This is a genomic window from Methylotuvimicrobium buryatense (assembly GCF_005931095.1).
GTDB classification, from domain to species: domain Bacteria; phylum Pseudomonadota; class Gammaproteobacteria; order Methylococcales; family Methylomonadaceae; genus Methylotuvimicrobium; species Methylotuvimicrobium buryatense.
The window spans coordinates 2593065-2609893 of the sequence record NZ_CP035467.1; the positions used below are offsets into that span (position 1 = coordinate 2593065).

A 16829-nucleotide genomic window follows, 5' to 3' on the forward strand; every position below is an offset into this window, starting at 1 on the left:
AATATTACCCACTCTTTTCTAATCGGGTTTTCCATCGGGTCTAGGCGCTAATAAAATCGGCGCGTAAACAAACACAAACAGAGCAAAGGCCGCCAACCAAGCCAGTGTCGAGATATAAACAAACTGACCATACCAAGCAGGTAACAAAGCGGGAAGAATAACCCTAACGAAAGCGGATAAATTCAACAGAACAAAAGCAATGACAATAACATTCGAAACCTTCATAACTCGCCCCGTATGCCCCAGTGATACTCTGACCATCATGCCCAAGGTCAACACACCGATTCCACCTAGCGTAAACGCATGCAAAACCAAAGAATACGAAATTTTTGCATAAGCGGCCAAAACGGTTAAGCCCAACCCCAAAATGATCCATCCATAACCGATATACAATATCCACAGCAGCGGCACATACCAAACTTGCCGCACATGCCAACCAGCAATACGCATAAGATTGATCACCAAAGCGGCAATAGCACTCACAGCAAGAATGTGCCCGGATATACCGGCCATTTGCAACAAGAAAACCGAGGCGACCGAAACAATCGACAAGACGTCTAAAAGCGGATTGCGAATCGCGATAACGCCCTTTAAGCCGCGTTCGGTAAAAAACGGAAAAACACGCCCGGCAACGACCAAAATCATCACGATGATAATAGCCAAAAGCATGTTGAGTCCCAACATGGCCGTACTTTCATAAACATCAAGCATTTCAAGGTGAACCAAGGCATTAGCCGTCGCCATCAACGCCAATAAGGCTATGAAAACCAAACTCTTGTTATGCCCGGATCGCAGAATCGGCCGACTGACCGAATAAGCCAACACCGGCAAAAAGGCAAAATCGGTCAACGCGATCAAAAATTCCGGTAATAGCTCGGCATAAAACGGCAAAATCCGGCCATACAACCAAAGCAAACAAAGTCCGGCCAAACTATCACCGCTTGCAGTTGCCTGTCCTGTCCAATTTTTCACGGCCGTTAACAAAAAACCGGCAATGACGGCCACCGAGTAACCGGCCAACATTTCATGTGCATGCCAGATATTCGGTGCATAATAATTTTGAACCGACAACTCGCCTTTATAGATGGCATTCCACAATAAAATCAGCAATAACGCGAATAAACCGGCCAATATAAAAAATGGCCTGAATCCCAGACCAAAAATCGGGTAATCAAATACAGGCGTCGAAGCATTATTGTTTTTGTTCATATTCCAGCCAATCCAGTTCAGCATCCGAGAAGCCGGCAATTATACGCATTTCGCGATTAAATGGGCCTTTCGGTTTGCCTTTGAAGTAATGATTGATGAGTTTTTTATAGGTTTCGCAGGGGTCGAGCGATTGTTGGCGGCACTGATAATCGAACCATTTCGAACCCAATTGCACATGACCGACTTCATCATTCAAAATTCGGGTTAAAATCGCAACACCATCAGCATGGCCTAATGCTTCAAGTTTTTCGATCATCGCCGGCGTTACATCCAGGCCGCGCGCTTCCAAACAACGAGGCACAATAGCCAATCTTGCTAACAAGTCGTACCGGGTATCATGTGCATGATCCCATAAACCGCCATGTGCCGGCAAATCGCCATAATCGTAACCGAGTGTCGCAAGATGGTCGCTTAATAACGTAAAATGTTGTGATTCCTCATCGGCTACTCGCAGCCAATCCCGATAAAACTCGTTGGGCAAGCCGCGAAATCGGTAAATAATATCCCAGGCCAGATAAATTGCAACGAACTCGATATGCGCCAAGGCATGAAAAAATGCCGCAAGGCCTTCCGGAGTCGTTAATTGCCGACGTGGCATTTGTTTCGGCGACAATAACCGAGGTTTATCGGGAAATTGCGTAGCTTCAATAGTCTTTGGCGTATCTACCGACTCATAGCTTAGTAAGTCGTCCTCGCAGTACCGCCAAGCCTGATGAGTGTGCAACAGTTTTTCCGGAATCGAGGCTTGGAACAAGCAACTTTCGGCTATTCGAAATATGTTTTTCATTACCAACGAATTCAAATGATGACTAAATTTAGGGACTTTTCACTTTTGGCTTCTTACTGCGGATTTATTTTTTGGCTGTCGCATCAACCTTCCCTGCCGGCGCCAATGTGGTTCGAACACCAAGACAAACTGTATCATGCCGGCGCCTATTTTATTCTGGCTTTATTTGCCTGGCGTTTTTTAAAACATTTTATTGCTAAACCGTGGCTCTTGGCAGTTGTTAGCCTTATTTTCTGCAGCTTATACGGAATCAGCGACGAATGGCATCAATCTTTCGTCGACGGACGTTCCTCGGATGTTTATGACTGGATTGCCGATACGATTGGCGCTGCAATTGCACTATTCGTTCTGTATAAATTCACAACGCGCGCCCGCTTCCGCTAAAATATTCTGTTTTTTAAAAGCAGGTTAACACGATGTCAAACAATATACGCATTGAAAGATGGAGCGGCAAAGATTTGGAGCAATACATCCCAGAACTAGCTCGCCTTCGTATCGAAGTTTTTCATGATTTTCCCTATCTTTACGATGGCGATTACGACTATGAAAAAAAATATCTACAAACCTATATTAATTGCCCGGAAAGCGTCATCGTATTGGCCTTCGATGGCGAAAAAATCATTGGCGCATCGACCGCGATTCCATTGAAATACGAAACCGACGAAGTCAAAAAACCTTTTATTGAAAACGGCTATAACCCGGACGAAATTTTTTATTGCGGCGAGTCGGTTTTGAATAAAAATTATCGAGGCCTCGGCATTGGCGTTAAATTTTTCGAGCAACGCGAAGCGCATGCCGATGACTTGGGCGGTTTCAAGCATATTTGTTTTTGTTGCGTCGAGCGGCCTGCCGACCATCCCCGCCGTCCGGCCGATTACATACCGCTCGACAAGTTCTGGAACAAACGCGGCTATTTCAAACACCCGGAACTGCAAACTACCTATACCTGGAAAGACCTGGACGATGAAACCGAAACCCCTAAGCTGATGACATTCTGGTTGAAACATGACAATTAAAATAGCGGCCGCACAATACGATATCGGTTTTCTCGAAAACTGGGCAAATTATCAAACCAAAATCGAATGCTGGGTTCAGGAAGCCGCCGATGAAGGCGCAAAAATTTTAGTGTTTCCGGAATACGGCAGCATGGAATTAGCTTCGCTTTTTTCGGAAGAAATATACCAATCTCTGGAAAAACAACTGGATGCCATGCAAAGCCTGCATGACGACTATGTCGACTTATATCGCTCGCTGGCGCAGCAATATTCTTGCTATATTCAGGCTGGAACTTTTCCAGTCAAAATCGAAAACGGAGACTATCGGAACCGCGCATACTTATTCTGGCCCGATGGTCGTTACGATTTTCAGGATAAACTGCAGATGACGCGCTTCGAAAACGAGCAGTGGTTGATTAAAAGCGGTGAAGCATTAAAATGTTTCGACACCGACTACGGCAAAATTGCGATCAATGTTTGCTATGACAGCGAATTTCCGCTGCTGGCTAGAAAACAAGTCGAATCCGGCGCGAATCTGATTTTGGTGCCGAGTTGTACCGACACCGTTGCAGGTTATCATCGAGTTAGAATTGGCTGTCAGGCAAGAGCCTTGGAAAATCAATGTTTTGTCGTACAGTCACCGACAGTAGGCAACGCTCCATGGTCCGAAGCGGTCGATGTCAACGTAGGTGCGGCAGCGATTTATACGCCGGTCGATCGAGGGTTTCCAGACAACGGTATTGCAGCGATTGGCGAATTGAATGCCACGCAATGGGTCTATGCCGATATTTCATTGGCCGGGATTGCAAAAGTTCGTGCAGAAGGCCAAGTCTTTAATTACAGAGATTGGCCTTTGCAAGAAAGATTCATTTAAAGCAAATCCGTTAGTGAAAAATAGACTCAAAGGAATAGCCGCCGAATTCCAATATTTCTTTGAGTCTTTTTAAACCGTCCATCTGAATCTGCCTGACTCTTTCCCGGGTGACTCCCAGCTCTTGAGCCACTTGTTCCAGAGTTGCGGATTCATGACCGCACAACCCATAGCGCCGGCAAATGACTTCGCGTTGTTTTTCCGAAAGCTGATAGATCCAGTTCGTTACATTATCCTTGATACCTTCTTCTTGCAGGGTTTCAGTTGGAGACATACTCCATTCATCAGAAATCGAATCCACCAACGGTTTATCGAAATCCTTTCCGGCTGGAACATCCACGGAGCTGACGCGCTCGTTCAGTTTGAGCATTTTTTCGCAAGCGCGCCAAGATTTTTCGCGAAAGCTGAAATGGGGTCCGTCCGATTTCAGCAGCGAAAAATGACTTGGCGATTATTGCCTTCGGCGGCCCCGATTCGCCCTGCGTCCGTGCCACTACGCCACATCATCGTATACTCGATGCGGCTCCGTAGCACTCCCACAAATGGCTTTACGCCGTGTCGCGATGCCTTGTATTTTGCCTCCGCCTGCGCTATTCGCGCAGACTCCGGCAAAACACCCGGCGCTACGGCTATCGGGGACTAAAAATCTTCACTTCGCTAACGCTCCGTTTCCAAGATTTTCAGCGACGGTTTTGACTGGCTTATCAAGATGACGGGCGATATCTTCGGCATTCGGCTCATGATCAAGTGTCTGCGCTAATTGCCTTTGCGCTTTGAGATAGACGTTCATCTCTTTAACAATATGAATAGGAAGCCTGATTGTGCGAGTCTGATTCATAATCGCTCTTTCGATGGTTTGTCTTATCCACCAAGTAGCGTAAGTTGAAAATCTGAATCCACGCTCGGGGTCGAATTTTTCAACAGCTCTAATCAAGCCGAGATTTCCTTCTTCGATCAGATCGAGCAACGGTAAACCTCGATTTAAATAACGACGAGAAATTTTAACGACTAAACGAAGATTACTTTCGATCATTATTTTACGAGCATCTTCATCGCCTCGTAAAACCCTTTTACCATACATTTTTTCTTGATCGGCAGTCAGTAACTTCGACCGACCCAGCTCATTTAAATAAAAGCGTGTAGCATCGAATGTGTAGTCATTTTGGGAATCATCAATCAGCACATCTTCTATAACAGGCACTTCATCGAGACACAAACTTTGATCATCATCGTCGTCGAAAACGAGATCATCCGAGAGTGTACCGTGCGGCTTAATGGAAGTAACCTCAACGAATTCTTCTTTCATTATTATTAACCCCCAGGTTAATCGGCTTTTGCCGAAGTGGTTTCGTCAATTTTTCGGCAAATACTCGATCGGATTCACCGGATTTCCGTTTTTTCTTATTTCGAAGTGCAGCGCGGCTTGCCCCGACGCCGATTTACCTACTTCAGCTATTTTTTGGCCCTTATCTACATACTCTCCTTCTTCGACCAGCAATAGACTGTTATTGGCATAAGCACTCATGTACGTTTCATTATGTTTAACGATGAGTAGATTTCCATAGCCGATCAAACCCGTACCGCTATAAACGACTTTACCCGCTTCCGTCGCCTTAACCGACTGACCTAAACGACCTGAGATATCTATTCCTTTTCTACCGGATTGGGAAAAGTTTTTTAGTATTATTCCGGTAATCGGCCACTGCCAGTGCAACTTTAACAGTTTTTTCTTATCATTTGAAACTATTGATTTTTTTTGTGACGAATTTCTCTTTTCAACTGGGGCCCGCACTAAGCTTCCCAGGTCATTTGAAGGTTTAACGATAGTAGGTTTTTCGGGACCTGGATCAAACATTTTGAGCCTCTGTCCGACCAATATTTTGTAAGGCGGTTTAATCCCATTCCAGGCAGCAAGCACCTGATACCCATGACCCGATCGAAACCCGATTGAATAAAGCGTATCGCCCGGTTGGACGACATAGTAACTGGAGTCAATAGTCGCTTTAGCCGGTTCAGGCCTTGATACGGAAGGGATTGTCGCCATTTCCGAATCCGGCAAAACAACCTGCCCACAAGAAACGGCGGCTCCGGCAAGCATCAATACCCGCCAATCGCGGCGTGCGACTAATTTAAATAAAAACATCAGGCTACATACTTTAGTAATAAATCTTTTGCTTGATTGATCTTAGACGACAAATAACCCGACCCTCCTCGATCCGGGTGTAATTTTTGCATCAACTTTCGATGAGCGGCAATAATATCCTGACGAGCCGCGCCTTGTTTTAATCCTAAAATCTCGTAAGCTTCTTCAATCGACATTGAGGCATTGCTAGAGCTCGAATAACTACGTCCTTGGCTGTTTTGTTGCTTACCCGATTTAAACATAAACCAAAGCTTCTGTAACGCCGGCGCGTAATGCAGCAAAGCCGGAGCAAGCCGGGACAAGACGGCAACCAAGATACCCAAAAATGCTATCAACCAATTCAGCTTTCCTGTCGCGCCAAGATATAGCAGAATCAATCCGACGAAAACGGCTATTATTAGTTTTGCATGACGAGCCACCACTTCAGGTGGACGACTTAAAAACCCGCGTAATAGCCAAAAAAGGGCGGCTAACGCCAGTATCGCCAAATAAATTCGAATCAAAATGTTCTCCGATTAAAATGATCCGCTTACTGAAATAATTGCATATTCAACCTTAGGATCATATCTTAGTTCCTAATTCTTCACGATTACAAAAATTAGTCGACCATGCTACAAACTCATATTCCTATCCTCGGTTTCGCAGCATTCAGCGGAACCGGTAAAACTACCTTATTGACACAACTAATACCCATTCTCAAAAATCATAAGTTACGAATCGGTTTGATCAAACATAGTCATCATAATTTCGAGATCGACCAACCGGGCAAGGACAGTTACCGACTGCGCAAGGCGGGTGCGATATCCGTGTTATTGGCATCAAAACACCGGCGCGCAATTATTACTGAAATCGAACCAGCTCAAGAACCTAAGCTTGCCGACCAGCTGCAAGTTATCGACCAAAGTAACCTGGACCTTATTCTAGTCGAAGGCTTCAAGGCTGAAATATTCCCAAAAATCGAAATCCATAGGCCGGCGCTTAACAAACCGCTGATATACCCAAACGATCCCAACATTATCGCCGTTGCATCGGATAGTCCGCTCGAATTACCCAAACATTTACCGGGTTTCGACTTAAATAATCCGGATATGATAGCCGATTACATTTTAAACCAATTCTTGGAGCGCAAGCATGATTGATGCCTGTATTCAAACAGAAGACCGCCTGCTGACCCTTGAAGAGACGCTAACCCGCATGAGATCGTCAATAGAGCCTATAAACGACGCTGAAAAGGTTAATTTGCACGATGCGTTAGGTAGAGTTTTGGCGGAATCGGCCATTTCACCTATCGATCTGCCTTATCATAATAATGCTTCAATGGACGGCTATGCGTTAGCCAGTTCCGATATCAATCCCGACCATCCGTTCAGCTTAAACCTAATCGGTACGGTATGGGCCGGGCGCCCCTACGAAGGAAGTATCTTACCCGGGCAATGCGTCAGAATTTTTACCGGCGGCGTGATACCGGAAGCACTCGATACCGTCGTCATGCAAGAGCACGTGCAAAGAATCGGCGAAACCGTCCATTTTCCGGCCAAGGTTCAAGCCTTGCAGCATGTCAGAATTGTCGGGGAAGATATCGCAAAAAATGCCATCCTGATAACCGCACCGAAACGACTCTCCGCTATCGATCTTGGTTTGCTGGCTTCTGCCGGCATTTATCAAGTCAACGTAAAACGCAAAATTAAGATCGCCATCCTATCGACCGGAGATGAATTGACGCCGCTTGGTCAACCCTTAACTTCCGGAAAAATATACGACAGCAATCGCTATATGCTGAGTGCATTACTAAAAGAAGAAGCCTTCTCAACTACTGATTTAGGCGTTGTGCCGGACGATAAAGCTCAACTCGAAAATCTATTAATTGCGGCAGCTGATACTCATGATGCGATCATAACCACCGGCGGCGCTTCAGTTGGCGAAGCTGATTTTATCCAAGAAATACTAGACAAAATCGGACGGGTCGAACTTTGGAAAATAGCGGTAAAACCCGGAAAACCGCTTGCATTTGGCTCGATCGGCGCTTGCCGATTTTTCGGATTACCGGGAAATCCGGTCTCGGTGGTTTTAGCTTTTCAGCGTATTGTCATACCGGGGCTTCAGTTCATGGCTGGAGTCTCACCGAAAAAACCGCTGCAATTAACTGCCATTTGCCGGGAATCAATCAAAAAATCGCCTGGCCGACTTGAGTTTATAAGGGGGATTTTATCGCAATCGGATAACGGCGAGCATCAGGTTCGCTCGGCGGGAAAACAAGGCTCACATATACTGTCAAGCATGAGCCAGGCTAATTGCTTCATTGTACTTCCCAGCAATTGCGAAGGCATAAAAAAAGGCGATAAGGTCGTCATCGAGCCTTTTTCAACCTGGATCGACTAAAAAATATGTGCACAATAAACTTCCTGAAACAGTAAGCATTGCCTCAAATATCAATATCTCGGTACCGAAGCGTCGCATTCACAAGACCATGCATCGATTCCTCCTCGTAGATTCAGTAATTTTCGAAACGAATGATGCTTTAAAAAAGACGCCGCCTGCTGACTACGTATGCCATGGTGACAAATTACGACAATTTCCTGATCGACATCCAGCTCATCCAACCGCTCGGGAATTTGATGCAACGGGATCAACACGCTACCTGCTATCCTGGCGTAAGCAAATTCATAAGGCTCTCTTACATCAAGCAAAAAGGGCGGGGTATCGCTTTGCAGCTTAACATTTAACTCGGTGGCGGAAATTTGTTGTATCGGCATATTTGATCTTCTATTTTTCAACTTTATTCAAAAAACGATCGCCATTGTAAGCCTTTTATACATATCAACAAATTCGGTATTTGCGAGAACTGTAATTGCCTTGTATGAAAAGTTCATTAAACATTAGTACCATTTTGGTGAACAATCCATCTATTTTTAATGCTATTGTTAACATCAATCCTGTTCAGTATAGTTAAACCGTAATTTAAACCTTTAACTAGATAAACGAGGATTCATCTAATGAGCGACTTCCAAAAAGACATTTTAACTGGCGCGGTATTTGTCACCGGTGTACTTGGCTTTGTTTCCGGAGAATTCATACTCTCTTCTACGTTATTTGCCACGGCCGCCATTGCCGGAAACATTAACGCGACTCACAAACGCAATAAAAGTGAGCGCCTGTGATATATGACTGATTTAAGTAACACCGACACTTCAACTTTTAACTTCAGAGCTTCCAAGTCTAGCTTCTTGGAAGCTCTTTCTCTTTGAGCCATTAGATCATTATCAGCTCCGGAAGGAAATAGGCTTTTCCTAATTGACGGATCTAAAACCGGCGCAGAAAACCCTACCGGCTCATCAATTATTTATAATCATAATTGCCGACCTGACTAAGCCCCCCCCCCCCATTAAAATAAAACAAAAAGCTTAAAACCTTACTCAATAACGTTACGTTATTTCCCTACTGACTTAACAATCTAAGTTGTTATACCCTATAAACAACCTAATCAATTTCGAATTCCGAACGATCACGACCTTGTTCAACTAAAGACTGGAGCCATTTAGGCATAACACCACGTCCAGTCCATGTTTTGTCGGGGTCGTTTGGATGTCGATATTTAACAGGTACTTTAATGCCTTTTCTAGCGGATTTTTTTTCATCATCAATAAATTCAACGGTAACATTGATAGATGCAGCAAGTTCTTTTATCTGATTTATAACTTCTTTACGTTTATTTGCTTGCTTGGCTTTAAGCGCTTTTTCAGCATTTAAAATAACAGCTTGTAATTCATTTTCTGAAAGATTCTGAAAATCGGTCATGCGTAAATTCCCACTTAATGTAAAGTTTCATTTTATTAAGATCCAAAAAAACTCAAGTTAACATGGCAAATGCTTAAGTCGTCGGTTTACACATAATCACATGAAACAAATGATTATGCTTTGTAAATAGATTTTCCAGTGTTCAAAGATTAATACACCTAAAATGATTTTTCTTTATTCAAGGAAACTATTGAATAATTGTAACTAAAAAAACATCAAATGAGCAACAACTCAAAGTTTTAATAAAAACAAATTAAGCCAAATGACTTTTAAATCAAATTTAGTTTGTTTATCAGGTTATTTTCGCATCGCCCCGAGCAGTAGAGGTTGGAGTTTAGCAGTTAGGGATGATAAATAGGAAAATCAAACAAGAACCTTACCGATACCATAGATATTATTTGTAATTATTCTGACCCCTCCGTTTAAAACAAGCTGGAACTTTGCCTCCCCTTTGGAAAAGGGAGGATTGAGGGGGATTTATTTAAAAAATCTTCCCTAACCCCTCTTTTTCAAAGAGGGGGACTGAATATTTACCCTTGGGGGACCAATGTAGTGGAGACACTCATGACCTAAGGAAGAAAGGGGTTTAAGAAAGGAGCTGAATATTTACATTTATTTTAATCACTCATCACCTCGAAAATAATTTCGTTATAAATTAATCCATTTTTATCTATTAATTGAACCATCCAATGCCCGACATCCGAATAAATCAATACCCTGTTACTCGAGACTCTCCAACGATTACCTTGCGGATTAATAGGTATTTTCCCAACGACCACACCATCTTTAACCCACTGATGAAAAAACGATTCGCTTTTCATATCTTTGAGCTCAGTAAAATAGTAAAGTTGAATTGACTTTTTTTCTCCGATAATGAAGGGTGAAACTAACTCTTTTACCGGTTCTTTGTTAACAATGGCATTAGTTAATAAGCCCCTAGTAACCTTATAATGGCTTATTGTCTTAAATCGCTGGTCAATTGGAGCTTTTTTTGTCGACTCAGAAATAACCTCTATATTCCGGCGATCTTTATCGGTAGTCGGCTGATCTTTTTTCTCAGTTACTTTTTTTTCAGCTAGAGAAACCCCCTTCTCTATTCCTTTGGGCGAAGCCTGATCGGTTTTTCTGTCAACTTTATCTTCTAATCCATTACTCAGATAAAAATAAGGAATTACTATAAATAAAATAGCAATAATTACAGCCAATACGATTCGCCTGACATTCCAGATAACAATTTCGGAAGGCGCCGAGTTTCTCGGCATATTGCCTTGTTCTCTTCCGGATCGATTAATTTTGATTACAATTTTTTTTGCATTTGCCATAAACTTTTCCCGGTCCACTAAGTCACAACCTTGCGCCGCCGCATTCAGTCATGTAGGCTGGTTTTTATAACAGGCGGCACTTTAATACTTGGTAATATAGCATTTTCCCCCTAAGATATCGGCATTGGCTTCAGATTAAACGGAAATCATCCATGAGCGAACTCCTCAAGTTATTTCAAGAATCTTCCGCACTTTATGGCGGAAACGCCGTATTTATCGAAGACTTATATGAAAAGTACCTGCAAAACCCCGACTCGGTCGACCCCAGTTGGAGACACACGTTCAAGAATCTGCATAACGGCATGGCACAGGAGATCATCCATAGTCCGATCGTTGACAGATTCGCCAGCCTAGCCCAACAATCTCAAGGCCGCCTGGCTAAGTTGCAAGGCTTTACCGAAGAAAGCGTAAAAAAACAATCGGCGGTCGCGCGGCTTATCAATCATTACCGGGTTAGAGGTCATCAAATTGCCGACAATAATCCACTGAATAAATCGATTCCATCAGTTCCGGATCTTGAGCCTGCGTATTACGGACTGACCGAGCTCGATATGGATACACTTTTCGATACCGGCACACTCTATGGTGAAGACAGACTTCCGCTCAGAGAAATCCTGAGCAGACTGAAAGAAATTTATTGTGGTAGCATCGGTAGCGAATACATGCATATCGTGGATACCGATGTCAAACGCTGGATTAAAAACCGGCTCGAAGGCACCCGCGCCAAGCCAAACTTAACAGCCGAGGAAAAACTATCCATCCATAAGCAATTGACTGCGGCGGAAGGCATCGAAAAATATTTGCATCGCACTTTTGTCGGGCAAAAAAGGTTTTCACTGGAAGGCGGCGAGTCTCTGATCCCTTTTTTAGATAATATCGTACAACGCGGCGGCGACAAGCAAATCAAGGAAATCGTCATCGGCATGGCCCATCGCGGGCGTTTGAATGTCTTGGTCAATATTCTTGGAAAAAACCCAAGCGTCCTATTCGACGAATTCAAAGGCATGCACACCTCAACGCCCGGCATGAATTCCGGCGATGTGAAATATCACATGGGATTTTCGTCGGATATTGCCACCCCCGGCGGGCCTATTCATGTCACGCTGGCCTTCAATCCATCGCATTTGGAAATCATCAACCCGGTCGTCGAAGGTTCGGTTAAAGCCCGTCAAGATCGTTACGGTCCCAATAGCTTCAACACCATCCTGCCTATTTTAATCCACGGCGACGCCGCCTTTTCCGGACAAGGCGTTGTCATGGAAACCTTAAACATGGCTGGAACCCGTGCTTACTCAACCGGCGGCACCATTCATGTCGTCATCAACAACCAAGTCGGATTCACCACCAGCAACCCAAGAGATGCCCGTTCGACCTATTACTGCACCGACATTGCCAGCATGGCGCAAATCCCGGTCTTCCATGTCAATGGAGACGACCCCGAAGCGGTGTCATTCGTCGCGCAATTGGCCTTGGATTTTCGGATGACTTTCAACCGGGATGTTGTCATCGACTTGATATGCTATCGGAGATTAGGCCACAACGAGGCCGATGAACCGGCAACAACCCAACCATTGATGTATCAAAAAATCCGCAAACATCAGACCACTCAGCAAATCTATGCTCAAAAACTCATATCCGAAGCGTTGATCACGCCTGAAGAGGATCAAAATATCGAAAATGATTATGTGTCAATGCTGGAAGCCGGCATGGTCGTGTCGCGCCCCGTTCTCAGCAACAAGGTTTATTCCTATTCGGCGCTTTGGGAAAAATACCATCACGCTAAGTGGACTGCTTCTTGTAAAACTTCGGTATCGCTCGATGTACTCCGGTTCTGTAATAAAAGGTCACAGTGCCTGCCGACCGGTTTCGAATTACACCCCAGGGTTGCCAAAATCATGGATAGCCGAAATAAAATGGCTGCCGGTGCTCAACCTCTGGACTGGGGGTTTGCCGAAAACATGGCTTATGCCACCTTGCTGTTGGAAAAACGTAATGTGCGCTTGACCGGACAAGATGTCGGCCGAGGTACTTTTTTTCACAGACATGCCGTTTTACATAACCAGATTGACGGCAAAACCTACTTGCCGATCAACCACCTGGATTCCGAACAAGGCCGAGCTTACATCTACGACTCGTTACTTTCCGAAGCGGGCGTATTGGGTTTTGAATATGGCTACAGTACTACCGCCCCTGAAACCCTGGTAATTTGGGAAGCACAGTTCGGCGATTTCGCCAACGGAGCCCAGGTGGTCATCGACCAATTTATTAGTTCGGGCGAAACAAAATGGGGGCGTTTGAGCGGTCTCGTGATGCTGCTGCCGCACGGCTACGAAGGACAAGGCCCGGAACATTCATCCGCGCGTCTGGAGCGCTATCTGCAGCTTTGCGCCGAACAAAACATCCAAGTTTGCGTACCGACGACTCCGGCACAAATCTTTCATCTTCTCCGCCGACAATTACTACGCCCTTATCGGAAACCGTTAATCGTCATGACTCCGAAAAGCTTACTGCGACACAAGCTTGCCGTATCATCGCTTGAATGTCTCACTAAAGGCAGATTTCAGACGGTCATCAGTGAAATTGACCCGATTAAACCGGATAAGGTAACTCGTCTGATACTGTGTTCCGGCAAAGTGTATTATGATCTTTTGGAAGCCAGACGAGAGCACGAACTCGATCATGTCGCGATTGTCAGGATAGAACAACTGTATCCGTTTCCAAATAATCGGTTTAAACAAGAAATCGATCGTTTCCCGAATTTGGAACACTTGATTTGGTGCCAGGAAGAGCCCAAAAATCAAGGCGCTTGGTATCAGATCCGACACCATTTCGTCGATACGCTGGCAACCGAAATCAATCTGCAATATGCCGGACGCCCGGCTTCCGCAGCGCCCGCCGTAGGCAATTTCAAGAAGCATCTTGAACAACAGCAACAGGTTGTTAACACCGCTTTGTTTGGAAAACACACAGGAAAATAACATGAGCATTGAAGTCCTCGTTCCTAATCTGCCTGAATCCGTTTCCGATGCCACACTCATTAACTGGCAAAAAAAACCCGGGGATAGAGTCACAAAAAACGAAAATCTCGTCGATCTCGAAACCGATAAAGTCGTACTCGAAGTGCCAGCGCCCGAATCAGGCGTTTTAACGAAAATCCTGAAAAACGACGGCGACATTGTGGTCGGTAGCGAAGTGCTAGCCATCATCGACCCGCAAGGCGCCGCGACTGAAGAAACCGCCGTTACGCCTGCAAGCGATGCCGACAATTTACCGCAACAGGCCGCTGAAAAAGCACCGGAATCCGCGTCGGCCAACATTCCTTTGAGTCCCGCGGTCCGAAGGCTCGTCGTTGAAAAAAACCTCGACCCGTCGGCTATTAGCGGCTCGGGAAAACACGGCCGCATCACCAAGAACGACATTCTCGAATATTTGCAGGACGAACCTGTTCTCGAAACATCGTCCCGTACAAAAACACTGCCGGAAACCGTAAAAACGGATTCGAAACCGGCCACGATTCCGGCTGCATTGAGGCCCGAACAACGGGTCCCAATGACTCGGCTTAGAGCCAAAATTGCCGAACGCTTGCTGCAAGCGCAACAAAACGCCGCGATGCTAACGACTTTCAACGAAGTCGACATGCATCATGTGATGGATTTACGAAACCAATATAAAAACCGCTTCGAGCAAACGCACAATATCAAATTGGGCTTCATGTCTTTTTTCGTCAAAGCATCGATCGAAGCCTTGAAAAAATTTCCGACTATCAATGCCTCGATTGACGGTAACGACATCATTTATCACGGCTACTATGACATCGGAATCGCGGTCAGTACGCCGCGCGGCTTGATCGTTCCGGTTCTTCGCGATGCTGATCAACTGGATTTCGCCGGCATCGAAAAAAATATCGCCGATTTCGGCAAAAAAGCCAAAGAGGGCAACATTAGTTTTGAAGACCTGACCGGCGGTACGTTTACGATAACCAATGGCGGCATTTTCGGTTCAATGCTATCGACTCCGATTTTAAATCCGCCGCAATGCGCGATCTTAGGTATGCACGCAATCAAGGATCGACCCGTCGTTGAAAATGGACAAATAGTCGTTAGACCGATCATGTACCTTGCCTTATCTTACGATCATCGCTTGGTCGACGGCCGCGAAGCGGTGCAATTTTTGGTCACCATTAAAGAGTGCCTGGAATCTCCGGCGCACTTATTGCTTAACATATAAACGGTTCACTGCCATGTCAAAACCCGAATCAACTTATGATGTTATCGTAGTCGGCGCCGGCCCTGCCGGCTATGTCGCCGCGATCCGAGCCGCCCAATTGGGGCTGAAAACAGCCTGTGTTGATCATTGGACCAATATCGATGGCGATCCTTGTCTGGGCGGGACTTATATCAACGCCGGCTGTGTTTCTTCGATGGCGCTGCTCGAGTCGGCCAAGATCTACGATTTAATGCGGCATGGGCTTGCCGATCACGGCATATCGGTCGACAACATAAAGCTGGACCTGTCGAAGATGATAGGCCGAAAAAATGAAAAAGTAGCGCGATTAAGCCGGCAAATCCTCAATATTTTCGCCGAAAAAAAAATCAATTATTATCATGGCCAAGGCAAGCTACTCAACGCCGACCAGGTCAGCGTATCACCCGCCGACGGCGCCAAACCAATCATACTCAATGCGCCCAACATAATACTGGCAACCGGCTCCACTTCCATCGAGCTCCCGTGTGCGCCGATCGACAACGAGTTTATCGTCGATACGACCTATGCGCTTAACATGACCAATATTCCCAAAAGACTCGGAATCATCGGGTCGGGTGTCATCGGTCTGGAGCTTGCAGGAATATGGAAACGCTTGGGTTCCGAAGTGATTTTGCTGGAGGCGCAAGAATCTTTTTTACCGATCGTCGATCACCAAATCGCAGCAGAGGCCTATAAAATCTATTCCGAACAAGGTTTGGATTTACGTTTGGGAGCTCGCGTCACCTCGGCTAAAAAAACTAATAACAAGGTCGTCGTGGACTATCAAAATCCAGAAGGCAGCCATACGCTACGACTCGACAAACTGATCGTAGCTACGGGTAGAAAGCCTAATTCGGAAAATATTGCAGCCCCCGAAGCCGAACTGCTTTTGGATGAAAACGGGTATATCCATGTCGACGAAAACTGCTGCACAACGGTCCCCGGCGTTTATGCGATCGGCGATTTAACCTTGCTTGGGCCGATGCTGGCGCATAAAGGCTTAGAAGAAGGCGTATTCGTAGCCGAGCATATCGCCAACCGGCACAATCCGATCAACTATAACATCATGCCGAGCGTCATCTATACCGACCCTGAAATCGCCTGGGTCGGACAAACCGAACAAGCACTACAAGCCATTGGGCAAAAATATCGTACCGGCACATTCACATTGAAATCCAATGGCCGGGCCGAATCGATCGACAGAACCGAAGGTCTGGTCAAAATCATCACACATGCGGAAACCGACTTGATTCTAGGCATACACTTCATCGGAGCCAATGCTTCCGAATTAATTGCCGAAGCGGTTCTAGCGATGGAATTCTCGGCCAGCGGCGAAGACCTAGCTAGAACCATACACGCCCATCCCACCATTTCGGAAGTCTTGCATGAGGCAGCACTAGCAATAGAAAACCGATCCTTGCATCTTCCTTGATATGGTTTTTTGGCAAATAATATAAAAGCC

Annotated in this window: 17 protein-coding genes and 1 pseudogene; 9 read left to right on the forward strand and 9 right to left on the reverse strand. The window is 45.4% G+C overall.

Annotation, left to right across the window (positions count from 1 at the left end):
- Positions 1-18 precede the first annotated feature (18 nt).
- Both EQU24_RS11590 and EQU24_RS11595 read right to left on the reverse strand, forming a co-directional pair.
- Positions 19-1209: an NnrS family protein gene (locus tag EQU24_RS11590; protein WP_017839350.1), complete on the reverse strand. Its 1191-nt coding sequence runs from the start codon at positions 1207-1209 to the stop codon at positions 19-21.
- Positions 1193-1996 carry a ferritin-like domain-containing protein gene (locus EQU24_RS11595; RefSeq protein WP_017839349.1) on the reverse strand — a complete coding sequence of 268 codons (804 nt, stop codon included), beginning with the start codon at positions 1994-1996 and terminating at the stop codon, positions 1193-1195. Before EQU24_RS11595 ends, EQU24_RS11590 begins: the two co-directional genes overlap by 17 nt.
- Before the next feature lie 15 nt (positions 1997-2011).
- Between EQU24_RS11595 and EQU24_RS11600 the strand changes: the two genes are divergently transcribed.
- The 3 genes from EQU24_RS11600 to EQU24_RS11610 are packed head-to-tail and all read left to right on the forward strand — an operon-like array spanning position 2012 to position 3865.
- On the forward strand, positions 2012-2380 hold the full coding sequence (locus tag EQU24_RS11600; protein WP_235726374.1) for a VanZ family protein: 369 nt from the start codon (positions 2012-2014) through the stop codon (positions 2378-2380).
- Positions 2381-2412: 32 nt separating this feature from the next.
- Positions 2413-3012: a GNAT family N-acetyltransferase gene (locus EQU24_RS11605; protein ID WP_017839347.1), complete on the forward strand. Its 600-nt coding sequence runs from the start codon at positions 2413-2415 to the stop codon at positions 3010-3012.
- Entirely contained in the window at positions 3002-3865 is an 864-nt protein-coding gene (locus EQU24_RS11610; protein ID WP_017839346.1) for a carbon-nitrogen hydrolase family protein, read from the forward strand. The genes EQU24_RS11605 and EQU24_RS11610 overlap by 11 nt, the downstream gene beginning before the upstream one ends.
- Before the next feature lie 10 nt (positions 3866-3875).
- Here the strand turns inward: EQU24_RS11610 and EQU24_RS11615 are convergent, their stop codons facing one another.
- The 4 genes and pseudogenes from EQU24_RS11615 to EQU24_RS11630 all read right to left on the reverse strand — a co-directional run bounded on the left by EQU24_RS11615 (position 3876) and on the right by EQU24_RS11630 (position 6508).
- Positions 3876-4232, reverse strand: coding sequence for a sigma-70 family RNA polymerase sigma factor (locus EQU24_RS11615; protein ID WP_425272073.1), 357 nt, complete (start codon positions 4230-4232; stop codon positions 3876-3878).
- Between the two features lie 303 nt (positions 4233-4535).
- A pseudogene (locus EQU24_RS11620) lies at positions 4536-5168 on the reverse strand (sigma-70 family RNA polymerase sigma factor); the annotation flags it as partial.
- 45 nt (positions 5169-5213) lie between these two features.
- Positions 5214-6005, reverse strand: a complete 792-nt coding sequence (locus tag EQU24_RS11625) for a peptidoglycan DD-metalloendopeptidase family protein (RefSeq protein ID WP_017839344.1) — start codon at positions 6003-6005, stop codon at positions 5214-5216.
- A complete protein-coding gene (locus EQU24_RS11630) occupies positions 6005-6508 on the reverse strand; it encodes a DnaJ domain-containing protein (protein WP_017839343.1) in 504 nt (167 codons plus the stop codon). The genes EQU24_RS11625 and EQU24_RS11630 overlap by 1 nt, the downstream gene beginning before the upstream one ends.
- 105 nt (positions 6509-6613) lie before the next feature.
- Between EQU24_RS11630 and mobB the strand changes: the two genes are divergently transcribed.
- On the forward strand, positions 6614-7144 hold the full coding sequence (gene mobB, locus EQU24_RS11635; RefSeq protein ID WP_017839342.1) for a molybdopterin-guanine dinucleotide biosynthesis protein B: 531 nt from the start codon (positions 6614-6616) through the stop codon (positions 7142-7144).
- Complete coding sequence (moeA, locus tag EQU24_RS11640; protein ID WP_017839341.1) at positions 7137-8384, forward strand: molybdopterin molybdotransferase MoeA; 1248 nt, start codon at positions 7137-7139, stop codon at positions 8382-8384. The genes mobB and moeA overlap by 8 nt, the downstream gene beginning before the upstream one ends.
- A 50-nt stretch (positions 8385-8434) precedes the next feature.
- On the opposite strand, the gene EQU24_RS11645 is transcribed toward moeA, so the two are convergent.
- Entirely contained in the window at positions 8435-8758 is a 324-nt protein-coding gene (locus tag EQU24_RS11645) for a rhodanese-like domain-containing protein (protein WP_017839340.1), read from the reverse strand.
- Between the two features lie 240 nt (positions 8759-8998).
- Here EQU24_RS11645 and EQU24_RS22390 point away from each other — a divergent pair, with 240 nt between their 5' ends.
- Entirely contained in the window at positions 8999-9163 is a 165-nt protein-coding gene (locus EQU24_RS22390) for a hypothetical protein (protein WP_017839339.1), read from the forward strand.
- Positions 9164-9482: 319 nt separating this feature from the next.
- Here the strand turns inward: EQU24_RS22390 and EQU24_RS11650 are convergent, their stop codons facing one another.
- Together EQU24_RS11650 and EQU24_RS11655 are read right to left on the reverse strand one after the other, a co-directional pair.
- Complete coding sequence (locus EQU24_RS11650) at positions 9483-9800, reverse strand: H-NS histone family protein (RefSeq protein WP_017839338.1); 318 nt, start codon at positions 9798-9800, stop codon at positions 9483-9485.
- Between the two features lie 617 nt (positions 9801-10417).
- Positions 10418-11122, reverse strand: a complete 705-nt coding sequence (locus EQU24_RS11655; protein WP_017839337.1) for a DUF2914 domain-containing protein — start codon at positions 11120-11122, stop codon at positions 10418-10420.
- A 152-nt stretch (positions 11123-11274) separates the two neighbouring features.
- Between EQU24_RS11655 and EQU24_RS11660 the strand changes: the two genes are divergently transcribed.
- Genes EQU24_RS11660 through lpdA form a run of 3 tightly spaced genes read left to right on the forward strand, consistent with a single transcriptional unit; the run spans position 11275 to position 16799 of the window.
- Positions 11275-14100 (forward strand): 2-oxoglutarate dehydrogenase E1 component, encoded by a 2826-nt coding sequence (locus tag EQU24_RS11660; RefSeq protein WP_017839336.1) that lies wholly within the window; start codon positions 11275-11277, stop codon positions 14098-14100.
- A 1-nt stretch (position 14101) separates the two neighbouring features.
- The gene (gene odhB / locus EQU24_RS11665) at positions 14102-15349 is read left to right on the forward strand and encodes a 2-oxoglutarate dehydrogenase complex dihydrolipoyllysine-residue succinyltransferase (protein ID WP_017839335.1); all 1248 of its coding nucleotides are present in this window, start codon (positions 14102-14104) and stop codon (positions 15347-15349) included.
- 13 nt (positions 15350-15362) lie between these two features.
- The gene (lpdA, locus tag EQU24_RS11670; protein WP_017839334.1) at positions 15363-16799 is read left to right on the forward strand and encodes a dihydrolipoyl dehydrogenase; all 1437 of its coding nucleotides are present in this window, start codon (positions 15363-15365) and stop codon (positions 16797-16799) included.
- Positions 16800-16829 lie beyond the last annotated feature (30 nt).

What these genes read in the sequence shown, in the direction of transcription:
- EQU24_RS11605 (WP_017839347.1), top strand. Translation starts at nt 2,413, where the DNA reads ATGTCAAACAATATACGCATTGAAAGATGGAGCGGCAAAGATTTGGAG.
- EQU24_RS11600 (WP_235726374.1), top strand. Translation starts at nt 2,012, where the DNA reads ATGATGACTAAATTTAGGGACTTTTCACTTTTGGCTTCTTACTGCGGA.
- EQU24_RS11595 (WP_017839349.1), bottom strand. Translation starts at nt 1,996, where the DNA reads ATGAAAAACATATTTCGAATAGCCGAAAGTTGCTTGTTCCAAGCCTCG.
- odhB (WP_017839335.1), top strand. Translation starts at nt 14,102, where the DNA reads ATGAGCATTGAAGTCCTCGTTCCTAATCTGCCTGAATCCGTTTCCGAT.
- EQU24_RS11610 (WP_017839346.1), top strand. Translation starts at nt 3,002, where the DNA reads ATGACAATTAAAATAGCGGCCGCACAATACGATATCGGTTTTCTCGAA.
- EQU24_RS11655 (WP_017839337.1), bottom strand. Translation starts at nt 11,122, where the DNA reads ATGGCAAATGCAAAAAAAATTGTAATCAAAATTAATCGATCCGGAAGA.
- EQU24_RS11645 (WP_017839340.1), bottom strand. Translation starts at nt 8,758, where the DNA reads ATGCCGATACAACAAATTTCCGCCACCGAGTTAAATGTTAAGCTGCAA.
- EQU24_RS11650 (WP_017839338.1), bottom strand. Translation starts at nt 9,800, where the DNA reads ATGACCGATTTTCAGAATCTTTCAGAAAATGAATTACAAGCTGTTATT.
- EQU24_RS11590 (WP_017839350.1), bottom strand. Translation starts at nt 1,209, where the DNA reads ATGAACAAAAACAATAATGCTTCGACGCCTGTATTTGATTACCCGATT.
- EQU24_RS11625 (WP_017839344.1), bottom strand. Translation starts at nt 6,005, where the DNA reads ATGTTTTTATTTAAATTAGTCGCACGCCGCGATTGGCGGGTATTGATG.
- moeA (WP_017839341.1), top strand. Translation starts at nt 7,137, where the DNA reads ATGATTGATGCCTGTATTCAAACAGAAGACCGCCTGCTGACCCTTGAA.
- EQU24_RS22390 (WP_017839339.1), top strand. Translation starts at nt 8,999, where the DNA reads ATGAGCGACTTCCAAAAAGACATTTTAACTGGCGCGGTATTTGTCACC.
- EQU24_RS11615 (WP_425272073.1), bottom strand. Translation starts at nt 4,232, where the DNA reads ATGCTCAAACTGAACGAGCGCGTCAGCTCCGTGGATGTTCCAGCCGGA.
- EQU24_RS11660 (WP_017839336.1), top strand. Translation starts at nt 11,275, where the DNA reads ATGAGCGAACTCCTCAAGTTATTTCAAGAATCTTCCGCACTTTATGGC.
- lpdA (WP_017839334.1), top strand. Translation starts at nt 15,363, where the DNA reads ATGTCAAAACCCGAATCAACTTATGATGTTATCGTAGTCGGCGCCGGC.
- mobB (WP_017839342.1), top strand. Translation starts at nt 6,614, where the DNA reads ATGCTACAAACTCATATTCCTATCCTCGGTTTCGCAGCATTCAGCGGA.